Raw genomic sequence first — 18,052 nt, forward strand, 5'->3', positions numbered from 1 at the left:
GGGGCAACAAAAAGTACATGAATATGAAGCACCTGGAGGCCGCCATTGAGGATGCCTCCATTGCCGGCTGACTCCATTCATGCCAGAGCTTGCAAACTAAAGTGCGAAAAAATCTTGACACGACCGAAATTCCCGTTTTCTATCAAGCAGCGGGCAAAACACAGCTTCTGAAACGCCTTATTGTTGGGAAAGACCAAGCCGCCGGAAAAGTCTTTGCCAGAAAGAGAGGGAGAACGCCAGCCCGCAGCCTTTTATGAAAAAACTGGTTGCGATTTCCCGAAAAAGTGGCAGTAGGAAGTGAGCGGCAGTCCGGCAGTTTCTTAGAGCAAGATTCTACCGCAGTACCAAAATTCGCTTATCGCTCATTTTGCCCCTGCGGGAATCTTGTTGGGGAGTGCCTTCCCCAAACCCTGCCATGCGGCTTACGCCGCTTATCCCGCCGCAGCCATGCGGCAGTCGAAAGGAGGTTTTACCATGCGAAAACGATACAACACACCGCACCGCAGCCGGGTAGTCAAAACACGCATGACCGAGGAAGAATACGCCGAGTTTGCCCAGCGGCTTTCTGCTTGCAATATGAGCCAAGCCGAGTTTATCCGGCAAGCTATAACCGGGGCAGCCATACGCCCCATCATAACCGTTTCTCCCGTCAATGATGAGCTGCTTGCCGCTGTTGGGAAGCTGACCGCCGAATACGGCAGGATCGGCGGCAACTTAAACCAGATAGCCCGGACGCTGAACGAGTGGCACAGCCCCTACCCGCAGCTTGCCGGGGAGGTACGGGCGGCGGTTTCCGACCTTGCTGCCCTAAAGTTTGAAGTCTTGCAGAAAGTGGGTGACGCTGTTGGCAACATTCAAACATATCAGCTCTAAAAATGCGGACTATGGCGCAGCGGAAGCCTACCTCACATTTGAGCATGACGAGTTTACCATGAAGCCCACCCTTGATGAAAACGGGCGGCTGATACCGAGGGAGGATTACCGCATTTCTTCCCTTAACTGCGGGGGCGAGGATTTCGCTGTTGCCTGTATGCGGGCTAATCTCCGCTATGAGAAAAACCAAAAACGGGAAGATGTGAAAAGCCACCACTATATCATCAGCTTTGACCCACGGGACGGGACAGACAACGGCTTGACCACAGACCGGGCGCAGGAACTGGGGGAACAGTTCTGCAAGGCACATTTCCCCGGACACCAAGCCCTAATCTGCACCCACCCGGACGGGCATAACCACAGCGGGAATATCCATGTGCATATCGTCATCAACTCCCTGCGGATTTACGAAGTCCCGCTTCTGCCCTACATGGACAGACCAGCCGACACAAGGGAGGGCTGCAAGCACCGCTGTACCAATGCCGCTATGGAATATTTCAAGAGTGAAGTCATGGAGATGTGCCACCGGGAGGGGCTTTACCAAATCGACCTCTTGAACGGCAGCAAGGAACGGATAACCGAACGGGAATACTGGGCGGCAAAGAAAGGGCAGCTTGCCCTTGATAAAGAGAACGCCGCCAGAGAAGCCGCCGGACAGCCGACCAAGCCCACCAAGTTTGAAACGGACAAGGCGAAGCTGCGCCGGACGATACGGCAGGCACTTTCCCAAGCTGCCAGCTTTGACGAGTTTTCTTCCCTTTTGCTGCGGGAGGGTGTGACCGTCAAGGAGAGCCGGGGGCGGCTTTCCTACCTCACGCCGGACAGGACGAAGCCTATCACAGCCCGGAAGCTGGGGGACGATTTTGACAAGGCTGCTGTCCTTGCCCTGCTTACGCAGAACGCCAACAGAGCCGCCGAACAGACCAAAGCCATACCCGAATACCCTGCCGCAGCTAAAAAGCCGTCACAAGGGGAAAAAACCGCAAAAACCACCCCGGCAGACAACACCTTGCAGCGCATGGTTGACCGGGAAGCCAAACGAGCCGAGGGCAAAGGCGTGGGCTATGACCGTTGGGCGGCAAAGCACAACCTAAAGCAGATGGCGGCTACCGTTACCGCCTATCAGCAGTACGGCTTTTCTTCCCCGGAGGAACTGGACGAAGCCTGTTCTGCCGCCTATGCCGCCATGCAGGAAAGCCTTGCAGAGCTGAAGCAGGTGGAAAAGACGCTGAACGGGAAAAAGGAGCTGCAACGACAGGTGCTTGCCTATTCCAAGACCCGCCCTGTCCGGGACGGGCTGAAACAGCAGAAAAACGCCAAAGCAAAAGCAGCCTACCGTCAGAAGTACGAAAGCGACTTTATCATAGCAGACGCAGCCGCCCGCTATTTCAGGGAGAACGGCATTTCCAAGCTGCCGAGCTATAAAGCCCTGCAAGCAGAGATTGAAACCCTTATCCAAGAGAAAAACAGCGGCTACAACGATTACCGGGCAAAACGGGAGGAATACCGCCGCTTACAGACTGTCAAGGGCAATATCGACCAGATTTTACACCGGGAGCGCAAGCCTGTGAAAAGGCAGGAACAGGAACGATAAAAACCGCCCCAAAATGTACCCGAACCTATACAGAACAAGGGGGCTGCCCCGTACCCTATCCGCAAATACCAAAGGATTTTTTGACGGGCTTACAGGGCAGAAAAACCCCGAAAATGATACCGAGATGATACAGAATTACCGCCGATACCGTCACACCAGCGGAAACGGCAGAAAGGAGCGCACCCATGCCAAGAATGAGCAAGAAACGGCGGCTGGAATGGTCTTTTTTCCTGCGGCAAGTGAAAGTCGGGAATTCCACCTGCGACCGTATCACATACAATGACCTCTGCCGGGGCTGTACCCATAGCTGCAAGCAGAGCTTCCGGGCGATTATCATACTCTGCCCCCACTACTACTCCAAACGCCGGAAAAAGGAGGACAGGGACAATGGCAGATAACCGCAAATATTACTACCTCAAGCTGAAAGAGAACTTTTTTGACAGCGACTCCATTGTGCTGCTGGAAGATATGAAAGACGGGATTTTATACTCCAATATCCTCTTGAAGCTGTACTTAAAATCGCTGAAAAACGGCGGGAAATTGCAGCTTGACGAGCATATCCCCTACACAGCGCAGATGATAGCGACACTGACCCGCCACCAGATAGGAACGGTTGAGAGGGCTTTGGAGATTTTCCGGCAGTTGGGGCTTGTGGAGCAGCTTGACAGCGGGGCTTTCTATATGACCGACATTGAGTTGATGATAGGACAGTCCTCTACCGAAGCCGAGCGAAAACGGGCTGCAAGGCTGGAAAACAAGGCACTTTTACCGCCCCGGACAAAAGGCGGACATTTGTCCGACATTCGTCCACCAGAGAAAGAGATAGAGTTAGAGAAAGAGATAGAGATAGAAAAAGAGAGAGAGGGAGAAACGGGACACCCCGCCCCCGCCGCTTATGGCAGATACAACAATGTGATACTGACCGATACAGAGCTTTCCGGGCTGAAAACAGAGCTGCCCGACAAGTGGGAGTATTACCTTGACCGGCTTTCCTGCCATATCGCTTCCACTGGGAAGCAGTACCACAGCCATGCAGCCACCATTTACAAGTGGGCGCAGGAAGACGCTGCCAAAGGCAAGGCTGCCCCGAAACAGGGCATACCCGATTATTCATGCAAGGAGGGCGAGAGCTTATGAAAAACGAGATTGAAGCTATGATTACGGACATTACAACCACTACCACCGAAGCGGAGGATTACACAGGCGAGGACGGGCTTTTATACTGCGGTAAGTGCCATACGCCCAAAGAAGCCTATTTTGCAGAGGGAAAGACTTGTTTCGGGCGTGACCGCCACCCAACAGACTGCGACTGCCAGCGGGCAGCCCGTGAAAAGCAGCAAGCCGCCGAAAGCCGACAGAAGCACCTTGAAAAAGTGGAGGACTTGAAACGCCGGGGCTTTACTGACCCTGCTATGCGGAACTGGACATTTGAGCATGACAACGGCAGAAACCCACAGACCGAAACCGCCCGCTTTTATGTGGAGAGCTGGGAAACCATGCAGGCTGAAAATATCGGCTACCTGTTTTGGGGAGGCGTGGGGACGGGAAAAAGCTACCTTGCCGCCTGTATCGCCAACGCCCTTATGGAGCAGGAAGTCCCGGTGTGCATGACAAACTTTGCAACGATACTGGGTGACCTTGCCGCCAGCTTTGAGGGCAGGAACGAATATATTTCCCGCCTTTGCAGCTACCCCCTGCTGATACTTGATGATTTTGGTATGGAGCGAGGAACAGAATACGGGCTGGAACAGGTTTACAGCGTGATTGACAGCCGTTACCGAAGCGGCAAGCCGCTGATCGCCACGACCAACCTCACGCTGGAGGAATTGCAGCACCCGCAGGACACGCCCCACGCCCGTATCTATGACAGGCTGACTTCCATGTGCGCCCCCGTCCGCTTCACGGGCAGCAACTTCCGAAAGGAAACCGCACAGGAAAAGCTGGAACGCTTAAAGCAACTGATGAAGCAGCGAAAGGAGAGCCTATGACAGAAACCAAACAGACAAGCACCACCAAAACAGACCGCCGCCCGGACTGTGTGACGGAAATCCGCATGGGCAACTCCGTCCTTACCGTTTCCGGCTTCTTCAAGCAGGGCGCAACCGACACCGCAGCCGACAAGATGATGAAAGTGCTGGAAGCGGAAGCTGCTACACAAAAAACGGCGATTTGACCGACCATAAAGAAGCAGATTTGACGCTTTTGCCGCTATACAGACAGCCGCCCCATGTGGTACAATCAAGGTACGGAATAGTGGGGCTGGCTGTCGGAAACGGAGGATTTTATGTTAAGACAGACCAACCAACAACCAATTACCGCCCTTTACCCAAGACTATCCCATGAGGACGAGCTGCAAGGCGAAAGCAATTCCATTTCCAATCAGAAGCGTATCCTTGAAACCTATGCAAAGCAGAACGGCTTTTCCAATCTGCGCTGGTACACGGACGACGGTTATTCTGGTGCGAACTTTCAAAGACCCGGTTTTCAAGCCATGCTTGCGGACATTGAAGCCGGAAAAGTCGGGACAGTTATCGTAAAGGATATGTCGAGGTTAGGGCGAAACTACCTGCAAGTGGGAATGTACACGGAAATGATTTTCCCACAGAAAGGTGTCCGCTTCATCGCTATCAATGATGGAGTGGACAGCGCACAGGGCGACAATGACTTTGCCCCGCTGCGGAATATCTTTAACGAATGGCTGGTGAGAGATACGAGCAAGAAAATACGGGCGGTAAAACGCTCAAAAGGCATGAGTGGCAAGCCCATCACAAGCAAGCCTGTGTATGGCTACCTCATGGACGAGGACGAAAATTTCATTATTGACGAGGAAGCCGCACCCGTAGTCAAGCAGATATACAACCTCTGCCTTGCCGGGAACGGTCCGACCAAGATAGCCCGTATGCTCACAGAGCAGCAAATCCCCACGCCGGGAACGCTTGAATACCGCAGGACGGGCAGCACCCGCCGCTACCACCCCGGCTATGAGTGCAAGTGGGCGACCAATACCGTAGTGCATATCCTTGAAAACCGGGAATACACAGGCTGTCTGGTAAATTTCAAGACAGAAAAACTTTCTTACAAAGTCAAGCACAGTGTAGAAAATCCCCCGGAAAAGCAAGTGATTTTCGAGAACCACCACGAGCCTATCATAGACACCCAAACATGGGAACGGGTGCAGGAGCTTCGCAAACAGCGCAAACGCCCAAACCGCTATGATGAAGTGGGTTTGTTCTCCGGCATACTGTTCTGTGCGGACTGCGGCAGCGTGATGTATCAGCAGCGATACCAGACGGACAAGCGCAAGCAGGACTGTTATATCTGCGGCAACTACAAGAAACGCACCCATGACTGTACGGCGCACTTTATCCGCACCGACCTCTTGACCGCTGGTGTACTCTCCAATCTGCGGAAAGTGACCAGCTATGCGGCAAAGCATGAAGCCCGGTTTATGAAACTCTTGATTGAGCAGAACGAGGACGGGGGCAAACGCAGGAACGCCGCCAAGAAAAAGGAACTGGAAGCCTCCGAGAAACGCATAGCCGAGTTATCCGCTATCTTCAAGCGGCTGTATGAGGACAGCGTGACCGGGCGCATATCAGACGAGCGTTTCACAGAGCTGTCGGCAGACTATGAAGCAGAGCAACGGGAGCTGAAAGAAAGAGCCGCTGCTATTCAAGCGGAGCTTTCCAAAGCACAGGAAGCCACCGTGAACGCAGAAAAGTTTATGAATGTTGTCCGGCGGCATACCAGCTTTGAAGAACTTACCCCTACTCTGCTGCGGGAGTTTGTAGAGAAAATCGTTGTGCATGAGTGCAGCTATGACGAGAACAAGACCCGCAGACAGGACATTGAGATTTATTATTCTTTTGTTGGCAAGGTGGACTTGCCCGAATAACCGCCCGACCTATCCGACACAATGCGCAAGTGCCGGATAGGAACGGCATAATTTTTTACACTTCTATTACTTCTTTATCGCACATCGGTAAAATCTCAGGGCATGAAGCAGTTTATGGCTAATTAAAGGGAACAAAAAGAAAGGAAAAGCACAATCCAGACGGTATCAGCGGCAGGATACAAGAATAAATTGTGATTACACAAGATTGGTGTTATAATAAGAGAAAAGTTCCTGCCGGGGCAGCCGCCCCGGTGGTATGGATAGAAAGGCAGGAAAACAATATGCACATCAGCTATAAACCACTCTGGCATACACTGTTAGAGCGTGATATGAGAAAAGAAGATTTAAGGCTTGCCGCCGGTATGACAACGAATATGATTGCCAACATGAGCAAAGAGGGAAAGCACATCAGCATGGATACATTGGCCCGTATCTGCGAAACGCTGAATTGTGAGATTACCGATGTGATTGAGTTAGTACCAGACGAGCCTGCTTCCACAGGAGGTAAGGAACATGAGCGAATTGAAACCAAGAATAACGGAAAACGGAATTGATTATATCCTTGTCGGAGATTACTATATCCCAGATTTGAAGCTGCCGGAGGAACACCGCCCTATCGGAAAGTACGGACGGATGCACCGGGAATATTTAAGAGAAGCCCACCCAGCCAGATTGAACACATTGACACTGACCGGGGAGTTATGGACATATCTTGCAGACCTGAACGAACAGGCACAGGAACGGTTAGACACCATCATGGAGCAGATGAAGGCTGCCGATGGTGTGACCGAGGAATTGAAGCGTACCCATCAAATGGAATGGGTGCAGCGTTGCAATAACATTCACAACCGGGCAGAAGAAATTATTTTGCAAGAGATGATTTATTCATAACGGTATGGTAGAATGATTATGACAAATCGAAAGTTGACAAGGAGTTTTGATAGCGTGAAAAAAATATTTCTTAAAATTGTGATAGGGGTTGTTCTTGCTTGTATTTTATTTGTTTGTTTTCTTTATACGAACAATGAGATCGGCGTGACTTCATCTAAGCTGGAGGCAGATATTCGTTCGTCGCAGAAGATTAAGGATGATTGGACGGTCGATGGAAGCGTTTCCAGCACGATGGCTGCATATATTTCTTACCCTCAGGATTTGAGTGACCATTCTTTTTCCGTCTATGTCAATCGTCCAGGACTTTCCTTCGGATATTTTTTCCGTGGAGGTGGAACTCTTTCGGGGATTCAAAGAGGAATTGTGGAGTTTACTGTAGAGGGATATAATGAACGAGCATTTATTTCTATGAATCAACAGCAGGTGCAACAACTTGAAATAGATGATGGCAACACAATTCAAGTGGTTGATATTGACCGCAATAAACCTTTTGCGATTGTCTTGCCTATAAATGCGGGTAATATTACTTTTTATGATGTAAATAGAAATACTGTGGAATATTGGAATAATCCTCTTTGACAAATTCCAGTTTGTCGTGCTAAAAATTCAACTGAATAATCCCAGCAAAAACCGCTGCTACATGGAAGTCAACAAACCATGCAACAGCGGTTTTTCTTTATCGTTTTTTCCTCTGGCTGATAGGCGTTCCCATTTTCTTTGACTTTTTGAGAATCCGAATCAGCCAGCGAAATTCTTCATCTGACAGATTTTTATAGTTGATGCCGAGCTGTTTGCAGTAAAGGACAACGAGCTTTTCATCCCGGCTACCCTTGAAGTTTTCGACCGCTTCCAGATTTTCTTTCAGTTCATTGGCAACAGTGGTCTGGGGTGCACTTTCACTGTCCTTTTTGTGGGCTTCCCGAATATCCCGGATAATGAGGTTGAGGTCATCCAGAACCATGTGGCTGAAATATTCATCATCACTGATATGGGCGGCTTGCAACACTTTCAAATGGGGGTCGTCTTCGCCGGGGCGATACCGTTCAATGATTTCATGCCGGACGGTATCGACAAGGGCGTTGAGGTTCTGAATCTGCATGGTGGCAATTCCATCCACATAAATCTCAATGTCCGCAAGAAACTTGATAAAGTCCTTATGGGTGGCAAGTTCGCAGAGCAGACGGTTGTTAATCCGACCGCTTTTCAGAAGTGCTACCATCTCATCACTCAAATGCAGCTCCCTTAATGGCGTGTTGATCTCCGCCCGGTTCTCTGTCCGGCAAAAGAGATAATCGAGGGACACCCCATAAAAATCTGCCAGCAGGATAAGGTTGCCATGATTGATTTCCTTATAGTCATCTTTTTCATAACTGCCAAGAGCCGATTTTGAAATACCTGTTTGCTCTGCCAGTTCTTCCAGTTTTAATCCTTTGTTTAATCGTAAATCTTTTAGCCGTTCCTGTATTGTAGTAGCTCCGTTCATTGAAGCAGTTCCCCCTTTCTAACGACATTTATAACCGTTGAATTGATTATACCATATCAATTCCGCAATCGTGGAAATTTCTGATTTTTACCCCGAATTCCTACTTTGTGGACATACGGCACAGGGCACAAAAATGTTCTATGATACAGGTAGTTCATCGATGGATTATTCCAATCGAATGACCAGCCTGTGTGGGATATGCTTCCCCGGCGATGTAGTGCCATGACTTTTGGCAGGGATATGGAGGAACCCTTACCAAAACGAGCATACCAAAGGGAGCGATACGCCGCTGTGAGATTCAGGGGAGGAACGACACCGGGGAGAACTGGCGAACTGACACCGAAATGATACCGAAACACGACAATCTGATAGGGGGATAGTCTACCCTATCGCTGATACTTCGGGAGATTTTAGGCGGCTCTATGGCTGTAATTTTGCAGAAAATCGCCCCGAAACCATACACGAAAACGGGAGGAAGCGCAATATGCCGAGAATGAGCAAAAAGAGGAAGCATGAGCTTTCTTTTTACCTCAATGACCGGGGGCGTGTCACTTACAACGAATTATGCCGGAAATGCCAGCATGGGTGCAAGCAGAGCTTCCGGGCGGTTGTGATTGACTGCCCCCGTTATTTATCCAAACGAGCAAAGAAAAAGGAGGAACACACCGAATGAATTTTGAATTTATGACGATAGACACACCATTGCCGCCCTGTATGGCTTTTCCAAGAGCGTTGACAGGGTTTCCAGTCAGCAGCACCGCAAAGGTCATGTACTGCCGGATGTTGGACGCTATGCTCTCCAATGGGCAGGAGGACGAGAACGGAATCCTGTTTGTCTGCTTCCCTGTCACAGCCATTGCCGCAGTCCTGTCCCGCAGTCCTATGACGGTCAAGCGTTCTTTGAATGAACTGGAAAACGCCGGACTTATCATGCGGGTGCGTCAGGGCGTTGGAGAACCAAACAGGATTTATGTGCTGATACCGGGAAAGGAGGACGCTGCCCTTGCCTGATACCTCAAAGCTGGAAAAACTCAATCGGGAGTTGGAGAAAAGCGAAAAGAAACTGCGGAAAGCCATCAATGATGAAAAGGCATTGCAGCACCAGTTAAAGCAGCTTACCCGAAAGGAACGGACGCACCGGCTCTGTACTCGTGGCGGTATGCTGGAAAGTTTTCTGCAAGAGCCGGAACGCCTGACAGATGATGATGTCATGCTGTTGTTGAAACTCATTTTTCACAGGCAGGACACGCAGGAACTATTGAAAAAACTGCTGGAACGGGAGAAACCGGAAACCCCTTAGTTTACTAAGGGCGCAATTATACACCACCCAGAGGTTGGTGCATTGCGTTCTCCGAAGGCTCCTCGCCGGAGGGCTGTGATTTTCCGCAGTCATGGTCTGCTCCAAATCATACAGGGGACGCTACGCTTCCCCTGCGCTGGCTGCCGCCAGCTACCCTTTTGTGGACTTGCCATCTGGGGACACCTTGCGCTGCAAGCTGTTCCCATCTGACAAGTTTCATAAAATATGCTATCTTTTCGATAATCGATGAAGTATAATAAAGTCAGAAATAAATCAGGAATTTGAGGTCAAGGCTTAAACGGGAGGTTTATATGAAAAAATACCAATGTCCTTGCTGCGGATATTTTACCTATAATGTTCCGGCAAATGAAGATTGTGGGTATATCTGTCCCGTTTGTTTTTGGGAGAATGACCCGTTCATTGCTTCTGATAACGAACCAAGCGACTCTAATCATGGAATAACACTAAAAGAAGCAAAATTAAATTTCTCAACATTCGGAGCTTGTGAAAAAGAAATGGTGTGTTATGTCCGACTACCAAGAGATGATGAAAAAGAAATTTCATAGTAGTGTGTAAAGGAGAATCAAATGAAGCATAAAAAGTTTTTGTTAATTGCACTGATATGTTTAATCGGTATAGGTATTAGCTTTCTTTTGTTTTCTGCTCATAGACCATTCAAAAATTTAGAGGCAGCAGATATTACTTCGGCAAGTGTTCGGTTATCGCCACCTGATACAACAATTCAGATAGTAGAAACAGAGGAATTAGTATCATATCTCAATGAGGTAGTTATTTACAATAAGGACAACTCATATACAGAATATGACGGACAAGCAGTTATTTTCACTCTGTCTTTGGCAGATGGTTCTCAAGTGGAGATTATAGCATACAATCCATTTATTATAATTGACGGTATTGGTTATAAATGCAAATATGAACCTTGTGAAGCTCTTAATCATTATGCTAATGAGCTAATGACAAGAGAACCATAATTTTTAAGTGTACCATCTACCCATCGGGTCAACTTGTCCCGAACTTTTACAGCTAAATATCCGCCGCCCTCACAGCGGCACACCGAGCAGGAAATCTGAAAAAGGTCTCCTGCTTTTTTTCTGCCAAAATGAGGTGGTAAAACGCCACCCCATCCACCAATTACCGAAAGGAGGGACACGAAATGCCCTGCCCACACAACGAAATCACGATTGTTCAGCGCAGCCAGCGGCAGTCTGCGGTTGCCGCCGCTGCTTACCAAAGCGGCGAAAAGCTGTTCTGTGAATACGACCAGCAAGTGAAGCACTACCCGGAAAAGCGTGGTATTATCCACAATGAAATTCTGCTCCCGGCAAACGCCCCACGGTCGTATGCAGACCGCAATACCTTATGGAACGCCGCCGAAGCGGTGGAAAAGCAATGGAACTCCCAGCTTGCAAGGCGGTGGGTGCTTACCATCCCAAGAGAGATACCACCCGACCAGTATGCTGTCCTTGTCCGGGAGTTTTGTGAGCAGCAGTTTGTTTCCAAAGGCATGATTGCTGATTTTGCAATCCATGACCCCCATCCGCCGGGACACAATCCCCACGCCCATGTCATGCTCACTATGAGGGCAATGGACGAACATGGAAAATGGCTTCCCAAGAGCCGCAAGGTTTATGACCTTGACGAAAACGGGGAACGGATAAAACTTCCGTCCGGCAGATGGAAAAGCCACAAGGAGGATACGGTGGATTGGAACGACCAGAAGTATTGCGAAATCTGGCGGCATGAATGGGAGGTCATCCAGAACCGCTATCTGGAAGCCAATGACCGTCCGGAGCGTGTGGACTTGCGTTCCTATGCCAGACAGGGGCTTGATATTGTCCCCACTGTCCATGAGGGGGCTGCTGTCCGGCAGATGGAAAAGCGTGGTATCCAGACGAATATCGGAAACCTGAACCGGGAAATCAGAGCCGCCAACCGCCTGATGAAGTCCATCCGGCAGCTTATCCAAAACCTCAAAGGCTGGATTACCGAGCTGGGAGAAAAACGGAAAGAGCTGCTTGCACAAAAAGCGGCGGAGGAAGCGACACTTCTTCCCAATCTGCTGATGAAGTACATGGAGATACGAAAGGAAGAACGGAAGGACTGGACGAGGGCTGGACAGAACCGGGGGACTTCACAGGACTTAAAGGCAGTCAGCGAAGCCCTGTCCTATCTCCGGCAAAAGGGGCTTTCCACTGTGGAGGACTTAGAAGCGTTTCTGGAATCTTCCGGGAAATCAGCCGCAGATTACCGCAATCAGATGAAGCCAAAGGAAGCCCGAAGCAAAGTGATTGACGGGATTCTTGCCAGCCGGACAGACTGCAAGGAATGTAAGCCTGTCTATGAGAAGTACCAGAAGATATTTTTTAAGAAAACAAAGGAGAAATTCAAACAGGAACACTCGGAGGTTGCCCGGTATGAAAAAGCCGCCGCCTACCTTGCCAAGCACCCAGATGATAAGGACAGTACCCAAAAGGAGCTGCAAGAGGAGCAGGAAACGCTTCTGGAAGAAATCGCAGAGTTGAAAGTACCACTGACCGAGGTACAGGAGGATTTGAAGAAGCTGCGGGACATCCGCTACTGGGTACGGAAAGCCACACCCGGCACAGAGGAAAGTAAAGAGCCGCCTAAGAAGCAGCCCATCAAGGAAGTCTTGCAGGATAAGGCAGACGAGAAAAAGGCTCAAAGAACCGCCCCGGCACAGGCGAAACACAGACAACAGGATATGGAACTTTAACAGGCACTTGCCATTTTCAATCAGAGAATGTCAGGTGCTTTTCTTATTTTCAAGGAGGGATAGATTTGAATGTATTTGAAGCTGTGAAGCAGTCCGTCACAACAAGACAGGCTGCGGAGCATTATGGAATCCATGTAGGTCGGAACGGGATGGCTTGCTGCCCGTTCCATAATGATAAAACCCCAAGCATGAAGCTGGATCGGCGTTACCACTGCTTCGGCTGCGGTGCGGATGGGGATGTGATTGATTTTGCCGCCGCCCTGTATGGGCTGGCAAAGAAAGAAGCCGCCGTACAACTGGCAAATGACTTTGGGCTTTCCTATGAGGACTGGAAACCGCCGGGAAAGGCAAAAAAGCCCAAACCCCGGCAGAAATCCCCGGAGGAACAGTTTCAGGAAGCAAAGAACCGCTGCTTCCGTATCCTTGCCGATTATCTCCACCTGCTTCGGGCATGGAGAACGGAATATGCCCCGCACTCCCCAGAGGAAGCCTTTCATCCCCGGTTTGTGGAAGCCTTACAAAAGCAAGCCCATGTGGAATATCTGCTGGATGTGCTGCTGTTCGGGGAGACAGAGGAAAAAGCGGCTTTGATTGCGGACTACGGAAAGGATGTGATACAGCTTGAACAGCGAATGGCAGAGCTTGCAGCCGCAGACGCAGCAAGAACTAAAAAACACCATGAACGCCATGCAGCCGCCCCAGAGCATTGAGGAAATCAAGGCGGGGCTGGAAACCACCGAGAAAGGCGGTGTCCGCCAGAGCATACGGAACTGCCTGACCGTATTCCAGCGTGACCCTCTGCTTTCCGGGGCTATCGCATACAACATCCTGACCGACCGCAAGGACATCATAAAGCCCATCGGTTTTCACAGAGAAAGCACAGCCCTGAACGATACGGATATGAAGTATCTGCTTCTCTATCTGGAAGAAACCTATGGGCTTACCAATGAGAAAAAGATTGATAATGCCGTCGGGATTGTGGCGAATGAAAACAAGTACCATCCCATCCGGGACTACCTAAGTGCCCTTGTGTGGGACGGGACAGAACGAATCCGTTTCTGTCTGCGGCACTTTCTGGGGGCTGACGCAGACGATTACACCTATGAAGCGTTGAAGCTGTTCCTGCTGGGTGCAATCTCACGAGCCTTTCAGCCGGGGTGCAAGTTTGAAATCATGCTTTGTCTGGTAGGCGGTCAGGGGGCTGGAAAGTCCACCTTCTTCCGTCTGCTGGCAGTCCGGGACGAGTGGTTCTCCGATGATTTGCGGAAGCTGGACGATGACAATGTGTACCGTAAGCTGCAAGGTCACTGGATTATCGAAATGTCGGAAATGATGGCAACCGCAAACGCCAAGAGCATTGAGGAAATCAAGTCATTTTTAAGCCGACAGAAAGAGGTTTACAAGATACCCTATGAAACCCACCCAGCAGACCGCCCCCGTCAGTGCGTGTTTGGCGGCACTTCCAATGCCCTTGACTTCCTGCCCCTTGACCGTTCCGGCAACCGCCGCTTTATCCCCGTCATGGTGTACCCGGAGCAAGCCGAGGTTCACATTTTGGAGGACGAAGCCGCTTCCAGAGCCTATATCGAGCAGATGTGGGCAGAAGCGATGGAAATTTACAGAAGCGGCAGGTTCAAGCTGGCTTTCAGCCCTGCCATGCAGCGGTATCTCAAAGAACACCAGCGGGATTTTATGCCGGAGGACACCAAAGCCGGGATGATACAGGCGTATCTTGATAAGTACACCGGGAGCATGGTCTGCTCCAAGCAGCTCTATAAGGAAGCCTTGAACCATGCCTTTGACGAGCCGAAGCAATGGGAAATCCGGGAAATCAACGAGATTATGAACCAGTGCATTTCTGGCTGGCGGTACTTCCCGAACCCAAGAATGTTTTCCGAATATGGCAGACAAAAGGGCTGGGAGCGTGAAAACCCGGCAACGGACTCCGGCAACCCGTCTGAAAAAACGATGGACGGTTTTGTGGAGGTCACAGAACAGATGGAGCTTCCGTTCTGAAAATGGCAGCCCGTTGCACCCCCTGTTGCTATCCCGTTGCCGAGCCGGTTGCCGGGGAAAATCCCGAAACTATCGGCTTTTCTCCCCTATGACAACCAAAACAACAGAAAAATAAAAGAAAAGTATAAATAGTAACCATCGCCAGATTGAGATTGTTTGCAAGGTCTTTTGAAGCCCGTTGCCGGACTTCGTTGCCGACACCCTCTGTCTGGCTATTTTCATGTATGGAGGATAACTGCCTATGGCAAAAAACAAAACAGAGATTCATGTTACAACGGTATTTGACGGGGAACTGGACGCAACCGATGTGTTCGTCAGCCTGATTTCCCAGAAATACGGTAAGACAAATACGAAAGAATATCTTGCTAAAAGGAAAGATATGAGCTATAATGAAGATGAGGTTCAAAAGAGCCAGATACCGTCTGGATTGTGTGGGTAAATGGCTATGATGAACGAAATGGAATACAGAACAATCGGTTCGGCACTTGCCGGAGGGTATCGTGCAGCGGTCTATTGCAGGCTGTCAAAGGACGATGACCTGCAAGGCGAAAGTGCCAGTATCGCAAACCAGCGTGATATGCTGGAAAAATACTGCGAAAAGCAGGGATGGGAGGTTGTGGCAGTCTATCAGGACGATGGCTTCACAGGTCTTAATATGGAGCGTCCTGATTTACAGAGAATGTTGAGAGCCATTGAGCGCAGGCAAATCAACCTTGTCATCACGAAAGACCTCAGCCGACTGGGGCGTAACTATCTGCAAACCGGGCATTTGATTGAGGACTTTTTCCCAAGAAACGGTGTCCGCTATATCGCCATGAATGACGGTATCGACACCCTGCGGGATAACAACGATATTGCCCCGTTCAAGAATATCCTGAACGAGATGTACAGCAAGGATATTTCCAAGAAAGTCCATTCCTCTTATCTTCTGAAAGCGCAGAAAGGACAGTTTACCGGGTGTCTTGCCCCCTTTGGGTATCGGAAAGACCCAGAGGACAGAAACCATCTGCTCATTGACGAGGAAACCGCCCCGATTGTGCGGCTGATTTTCGGATATGCCCTGAACGGTCATGGTCCGAACTATATCCGCAGACGGCTGGAGGAAGAAAAAATCCCCTGCCCCACATGGTGGAACCGGGAACGGGGGCTTCGCAATACCCGCACCAAATGGGAAAAGAAAGACCCAGAAAACGGACGGTATATGTGGGACTTCTCCGTTATCAAAGACCTCTTGATGAATCCCGTCTACACCGGGGCGATTGCTTCCCAGAAAAAAGACTACCGTTTCAAAATCGGCACGATTGGAGAAAAGAAGCCGGAGGACTGGATTGTGGTGGAGGGACAGCATGAACCGCTGATTGACCGCATGAGCTTTGACATTGTGCAGAACAAGCTGAAATCCCGCCAGCGTCCGGGGCAGACCAATGAAATCAGCCTGTTTGCCGGACTGATAAAATGCGGCGAGTGTGGGAAGTCGCTGACGATACGCTACACAAACGCAAAACATCCCCAGCAGATTTATTCCTGCAAGACCTACAATGCCTTTGGAAAGAACCACTGCACCCAGCACCGGATTGACTATGACACCCTTTACAGCCATGTGCTGCGGAAAATCCGGGAATGTGCCAGAGCTGCCCTGATGGACGGGAAAGCGGTTGCCGACCGCCTGACTAATACCTGTGAAGCCGAGCAGCGGGAACAGCGGGAAGCAATGGAACGCTCCCTTACAAGGGACGAGGAACGGATTGAGGTTCTGGATAAAATGGTCATGCGGCTTTATGAGGATATGATTGCAGGGCGTATCAGTGAGCAGAATTTCAACACCATGCTGGAAAAGACACAGACCGAGCAAGCGGAGCTTAAAGCAAAAGTGTCCGAGGGCAGAAAGCGGCTGTCCGATGAAGTCCAGCTTGCCAATGACGCAAAACAATGGGTGGAAGCCATTCAGGAATACGCCAATATCACAGAGCTGGACGCAGCCACCCTCAACCGCTTAATCAAAGAAATCGTCGTGCATGAGCGCATTGACGAAGATAAAACAAGACACATTTCTATCGAAATTCATTTTAATCTCAAACCCATCCCAGAGGTGGAACAGGTCACTGCCTGACCTGTCCCGCCGGGACGGTTCTCTTAAAAACACCATATAGATTTTTTGTACGCCGCCGCCCGCCATCGAGCAGAGTTTTACACCTAATTGGGGATAAAACAGCTTATGGCGGGCGGCGGCGTGGCGCTGATCGGCATTACCCTCGTGCCGCTGCTGTCCGGTCTGTTCGGCTAATCGGCAGTTCGTTTGCTTCCCGTAAATCCACGGAGGGTGCCGCTTTCGGGCGGCATCCTCCCGAAAGGAGGGCAACCCTATGGATTTCTTATGGGATAAGATCACGGAATGGCTGAAAGAAATGCTCATCGGCGGTATCGTGAGCAATCTGTCCGGGATGTTCGATGCAACCAATCAAAAGGTTGCCGAGATCTCCGGTCAGGTGGGCTTATCGCCGCAGGCATGGAACGGCAGCATTTTCAGCATGATACAAAACCTGTCGGAAACCGTGATCGTCCCCATCGCAGGCGCAATTCTCGCCTTTGTGATGACGCTGGAGCTGATCCAGCTCATTACCGACAAAAATAACCTCAATGACATGGACACATGGATATTCTTCAAGTGGGCGTTCAAGTCCGCTGCCGCTGTCCTGATCGTGACAAACACATGGACGATTGTGATGGGCGTGTTTGACGCTGCCCAAAGCGTCGTTGCCAGCGCCTCCGGGCTGATTATCGGCGACACCAGCATCAACATTTCAAGCGTCATGGTGGGCATTGAGGATCGGCTGATGGAAATGGAGCTGGGGCCGCTCTTCGGCCTATGGTTCCAGTCTCTGTTCGTTGGCATTACCATGTGGGCGCTGACCATCTGCATTTTCATTATCACATTCGGAAGAATGATTGAAATATATCTCGTCACCTCTGTTGCCCCCATTCCGATGGCGACCATGATGGGCAAGGAATGGGGCGGCATGGGACAGAACTACATCCGTTCTCTGCTGGCGCTGGGCTTCCAAGCGTTTTTGATTATCGTCTGCGTTGCCATTTACGCGGTTTTGGTACAGAACATCGCGCTTGTGGGTGACATCATCTACGCCATCTGGACTTGCATGGGCTACACGGTGCTGCTGTGCTTCTGCCTGTTCAAAACGAGCAGCCTTGCCAAGTCCGTGTTCAATGCACATTAACGGGGGTGATAC

The 18,052-nt window shown here is 50.2% G+C and carries 22 protein-coding genes and 1 pseudogene; 22 read left to right on the forward strand and 1 reads right to left on the reverse strand.

Features of this window, described 5'->3' with window-relative positions:
* Nucleotides 1-474 precede the first annotated feature (474 nt).
* The 10 genes from NE547_RS10815 to NE547_RS10860 all read left to right on the forward strand — a co-directional run bounded on the left by NE547_RS10815 (nucleotide 475) and on the right by NE547_RS10860 (nucleotide 7,832).
* A complete protein-coding gene (locus NE547_RS10815; protein WP_256175929.1) occupies nucleotides 475-873 on the forward strand; it encodes a plasmid mobilization relaxosome protein MobC in 399 nt (132 codons plus the stop codon).
* A complete protein-coding gene (locus NE547_RS10820; RefSeq protein ID WP_154251100.1) occupies nucleotides 845-2,467 on the forward strand; it encodes a relaxase/mobilization nuclease domain-containing protein in 1,623 nt (540 codons plus the stop codon). Before NE547_RS10815 ends, NE547_RS10820 begins: the two co-directional genes overlap by 29 nt.
* A gap of 185 nt (nucleotides 2,468-2,652) precedes the next feature.
* On the forward strand, nucleotides 2,653-2,865 hold the full coding sequence (locus NE547_RS10825) for a hypothetical protein (protein ID WP_039891482.1): 213 nt from the start codon (nucleotides 2,653-2,655) through the stop codon (nucleotides 2,863-2,865).
* Nucleotides 2,855-3,604 (forward strand): phage replisome organizer N-terminal domain-containing protein, encoded by a 750-nt coding sequence (locus tag NE547_RS10830; protein ID WP_256175930.1) that lies wholly within the window; start codon nucleotides 2,855-2,857, stop codon nucleotides 3,602-3,604. The genes NE547_RS10825 and NE547_RS10830 overlap by 11 nt, the downstream gene beginning before the upstream one ends.
* Nucleotides 3,601-4,455, forward strand: coding sequence for an ATP-binding protein (locus NE547_RS10835; protein ID WP_009255551.1), 855 nt, complete (start codon nucleotides 3,601-3,603; stop codon nucleotides 4,453-4,455). Before NE547_RS10830 ends, NE547_RS10835 begins: the two co-directional genes overlap by 4 nt.
* On the forward strand, nucleotides 4,452-4,640 hold the full coding sequence (locus tag NE547_RS10840) for a transposon-encoded TnpW family protein (RefSeq protein WP_002569233.1): 189 nt from the start codon (nucleotides 4,452-4,454) through the stop codon (nucleotides 4,638-4,640). Before NE547_RS10835 ends, NE547_RS10840 begins: the two co-directional genes overlap by 4 nt.
* A 111-nt stretch (nucleotides 4,641-4,751) precedes the next feature.
* Nucleotides 4,752-6,362, forward strand: coding sequence for a recombinase family protein (locus NE547_RS10845; protein WP_256175931.1), 1,611 nt, complete (start codon nucleotides 4,752-4,754; stop codon nucleotides 6,360-6,362).
* A gap of 281 nt (nucleotides 6,363-6,643) precedes the next feature.
* Nucleotides 6,644-6,916: a helix-turn-helix transcriptional regulator gene (locus NE547_RS10850; protein WP_002593556.1), complete on the forward strand. Its 273-nt coding sequence runs from the start codon at nucleotides 6,644-6,646 to the stop codon at nucleotides 6,914-6,916.
* Nucleotides 6,876-7,253 (forward strand): TnpV protein, encoded by a 378-nt coding sequence (locus NE547_RS10855; RefSeq protein ID WP_003533403.1) that lies wholly within the window; start codon nucleotides 6,876-6,878, stop codon nucleotides 7,251-7,253. The genes NE547_RS10850 and NE547_RS10855 overlap by 41 nt, the downstream gene beginning before the upstream one ends.
* Nucleotides 7,254-7,307: 54 nt before the next feature.
* A complete protein-coding gene (locus NE547_RS10860; protein ID WP_040647981.1) occupies nucleotides 7,308-7,832 on the forward strand; it encodes a hypothetical protein in 525 nt (174 codons plus the stop codon).
* 97 nt (nucleotides 7,833-7,929) lie between these two features.
* Here NE547_RS10860 and NE547_RS10865 read toward each other — a convergent pair whose 3' ends face one another.
* Nucleotides 7,930-8,736, reverse strand: coding sequence for a helix-turn-helix domain-containing protein (locus tag NE547_RS10865; RefSeq protein ID WP_002594811.1), 807 nt, complete (start codon nucleotides 8,734-8,736; stop codon nucleotides 7,930-7,932).
* A gap of 484 nt (nucleotides 8,737-9,220) precedes the next feature.
* On the opposite strand from NE547_RS10865, the gene NE547_RS10870 reads away from it, so the two are divergent.
* The 12 genes and pseudogenes from NE547_RS10870 (at nucleotide 9,221) to NE547_RS10925 (ending at nucleotide 18,040) form a co-directional block, all read left to right on the forward strand.
* On the forward strand, nucleotides 9,221-9,409 hold the full coding sequence (locus NE547_RS10870; protein ID WP_002304353.1) for a hypothetical protein: 189 nt from the start codon (nucleotides 9,221-9,223) through the stop codon (nucleotides 9,407-9,409).
* Nucleotides 9,406-9,747 carry a DeoR family transcriptional regulator gene (locus NE547_RS10875; RefSeq protein ID WP_173772494.1) on the forward strand — a complete coding sequence of 114 codons (342 nt, stop codon included), beginning with the start codon at nucleotides 9,406-9,408 and terminating at the stop codon, nucleotides 9,745-9,747. Before NE547_RS10870 ends, NE547_RS10875 begins: the two co-directional genes overlap by 4 nt.
* Nucleotides 9,740-10,036, forward strand: coding sequence for a DUF3847 domain-containing protein (locus tag NE547_RS10880; RefSeq protein WP_002594808.1), 297 nt, complete (start codon nucleotides 9,740-9,742; stop codon nucleotides 10,034-10,036). The genes NE547_RS10875 and NE547_RS10880 overlap by 8 nt, the downstream gene beginning before the upstream one ends.
* Nucleotides 10,037-10,347: 311 nt before the next feature.
* Nucleotides 10,348-10,602 (forward strand): CPCC family cysteine-rich protein, encoded by a 255-nt coding sequence (locus tag NE547_RS10885; protein WP_002594807.1) that lies wholly within the window; start codon nucleotides 10,348-10,350, stop codon nucleotides 10,600-10,602.
* Between the two features lie 21 nt (nucleotides 10,603-10,623).
* Entirely contained in the window at nucleotides 10,624-11,028 is a 405-nt protein-coding gene (locus NE547_RS10890; protein ID WP_195371016.1) for a hypothetical protein, read from the forward strand.
* Nucleotides 11,029-11,210: 182 nt separating this feature from the next.
* Nucleotides 11,211-12,791: a MobQ family relaxase gene (gene mobQ / locus NE547_RS10895; RefSeq protein WP_156066939.1), complete on the forward strand. Its 1,581-nt coding sequence runs from the start codon at nucleotides 11,211-11,213 to the stop codon at nucleotides 12,789-12,791.
* A 65-nt stretch (nucleotides 12,792-12,856) separates the two neighbouring features.
* On the forward strand, nucleotides 12,857-13,501 hold the full coding sequence (locus NE547_RS10900; protein ID WP_117461919.1) for a CHC2 zinc finger domain-containing protein: 645 nt from the start codon (nucleotides 12,857-12,859) through the stop codon (nucleotides 13,499-13,501).
* Nucleotides 13,470-14,807, forward strand: coding sequence for a virulence-associated E family protein (locus tag NE547_RS10905; protein ID WP_256175956.1), 1,338 nt, complete (start codon nucleotides 13,470-13,472; stop codon nucleotides 14,805-14,807). Before NE547_RS10900 ends, NE547_RS10905 begins: the two co-directional genes overlap by 32 nt.
* A 241-nt stretch (nucleotides 14,808-15,048) precedes the next feature.
* Nucleotides 15,049-15,246, forward strand: coding sequence for a hypothetical protein (locus NE547_RS10910; protein WP_003020324.1), 198 nt, complete (start codon nucleotides 15,049-15,051; stop codon nucleotides 15,244-15,246).
* On the forward strand, nucleotides 15,247-16,917 hold the full coding sequence (locus NE547_RS10915) for a recombinase family protein (RefSeq protein ID WP_007887864.1): 1,671 nt from the start codon (nucleotides 15,247-15,249) through the stop codon (nucleotides 16,915-16,917).
* A gap of 90 nt (nucleotides 16,918-17,007) precedes the next feature.
* A pseudogene (locus tag NE547_RS10920) lies at nucleotides 17,008-17,091 on the forward strand (Maff2 family mobile element protein); the annotation flags it as partial.
* Between the two features lie 79 nt (nucleotides 17,092-17,170).
* A complete protein-coding gene (locus NE547_RS10925; RefSeq protein ID WP_256175932.1) occupies nucleotides 17,171-18,040 on the forward strand; it encodes a VirB6/TrbL-like conjugal transfer protein, CD1112 family in 870 nt (289 codons plus the stop codon).
* Nucleotides 18,041-18,052 lie beyond the last annotated feature (12 nt).

Source organism: Flavonifractor sp. DFI.6.63, from assembly GCF_024462255.1.
GTDB classification, from domain to species: Bacteria; Bacillota; Clostridia; order Oscillospirales; family Oscillospiraceae; genus Lawsonibacter_A; species Lawsonibacter_A hominis.

Coding starts and splice junctions, on each gene's coding strand:
- NE547_RS10815 (WP_256175929.1), top strand. CDS start 475: ATGCGAAAACGATACAACACACCGCACCGCAGCCGGGTAGTCAAAACA.
- NE547_RS10825 (WP_039891482.1), top strand. CDS start 2,653: ATGCCAAGAATGAGCAAGAAACGGCGGCTGGAATGGTCTTTTTTCCTG.
- NE547_RS10830 (WP_256175930.1), top strand. CDS start 2,855: ATGGCAGATAACCGCAAATATTACTACCTCAAGCTGAAAGAGAACTTT.
- NE547_RS10835 (WP_009255551.1), top strand. CDS start 3,601: ATGAAAAACGAGATTGAAGCTATGATTACGGACATTACAACCACTACC.
- NE547_RS10840 (WP_002569233.1), top strand. CDS start 4,452: ATGACAGAAACCAAACAGACAAGCACCACCAAAACAGACCGCCGCCCG.
- NE547_RS10845 (WP_256175931.1), top strand. CDS start 4,752: ATGTTAAGACAGACCAACCAACAACCAATTACCGCCCTTTACCCAAGA.
- NE547_RS10850 (WP_002593556.1), top strand. CDS start 6,644: ATGCACATCAGCTATAAACCACTCTGGCATACACTGTTAGAGCGTGAT.
- NE547_RS10855 (WP_003533403.1), top strand. CDS start 6,876: ATGAGCGAATTGAAACCAAGAATAACGGAAAACGGAATTGATTATATC.
- NE547_RS10865 (WP_002594811.1), bottom strand. CDS start 8,736: ATGAACGGAGCTACTACAATACAGGAACGGCTAAAAGATTTACGATTA.
- NE547_RS10870 (WP_002304353.1), top strand. CDS start 9,221: ATGCCGAGAATGAGCAAAAAGAGGAAGCATGAGCTTTCTTTTTACCTC.
- NE547_RS10875 (WP_173772494.1), top strand. CDS start 9,406: ATGAATTTTGAATTTATGACGATAGACACACCATTGCCGCCCTGTATG.
- NE547_RS10885 (WP_002594807.1), top strand. CDS start 10,348: ATGAAAAAATACCAATGTCCTTGCTGCGGATATTTTACCTATAATGTT.
- NE547_RS10890 (WP_195371016.1), top strand. CDS start 10,624: ATGAAGCATAAAAAGTTTTTGTTAATTGCACTGATATGTTTAATCGGT.
- mobQ (WP_156066939.1), top strand. CDS start 11,211: ATGCCCTGCCCACACAACGAAATCACGATTGTTCAGCGCAGCCAGCGG.
- NE547_RS10905 (WP_256175956.1), top strand. CDS start 13,470: ATGAACGCCATGCAGCCGCCCCAGAGCATTGAGGAAATCAAGGCGGGG.
- NE547_RS10910 (WP_003020324.1), top strand. CDS start 15,049: ATGGCAAAAAACAAAACAGAGATTCATGTTACAACGGTATTTGACGGG.
- NE547_RS10915 (WP_007887864.1), top strand. CDS start 15,247: ATGGCTATGATGAACGAAATGGAATACAGAACAATCGGTTCGGCACTT.
- NE547_RS10925 (WP_256175932.1), top strand. CDS start 17,171: ATGGATTTCTTATGGGATAAGATCACGGAATGGCTGAAAGAAATGCTC.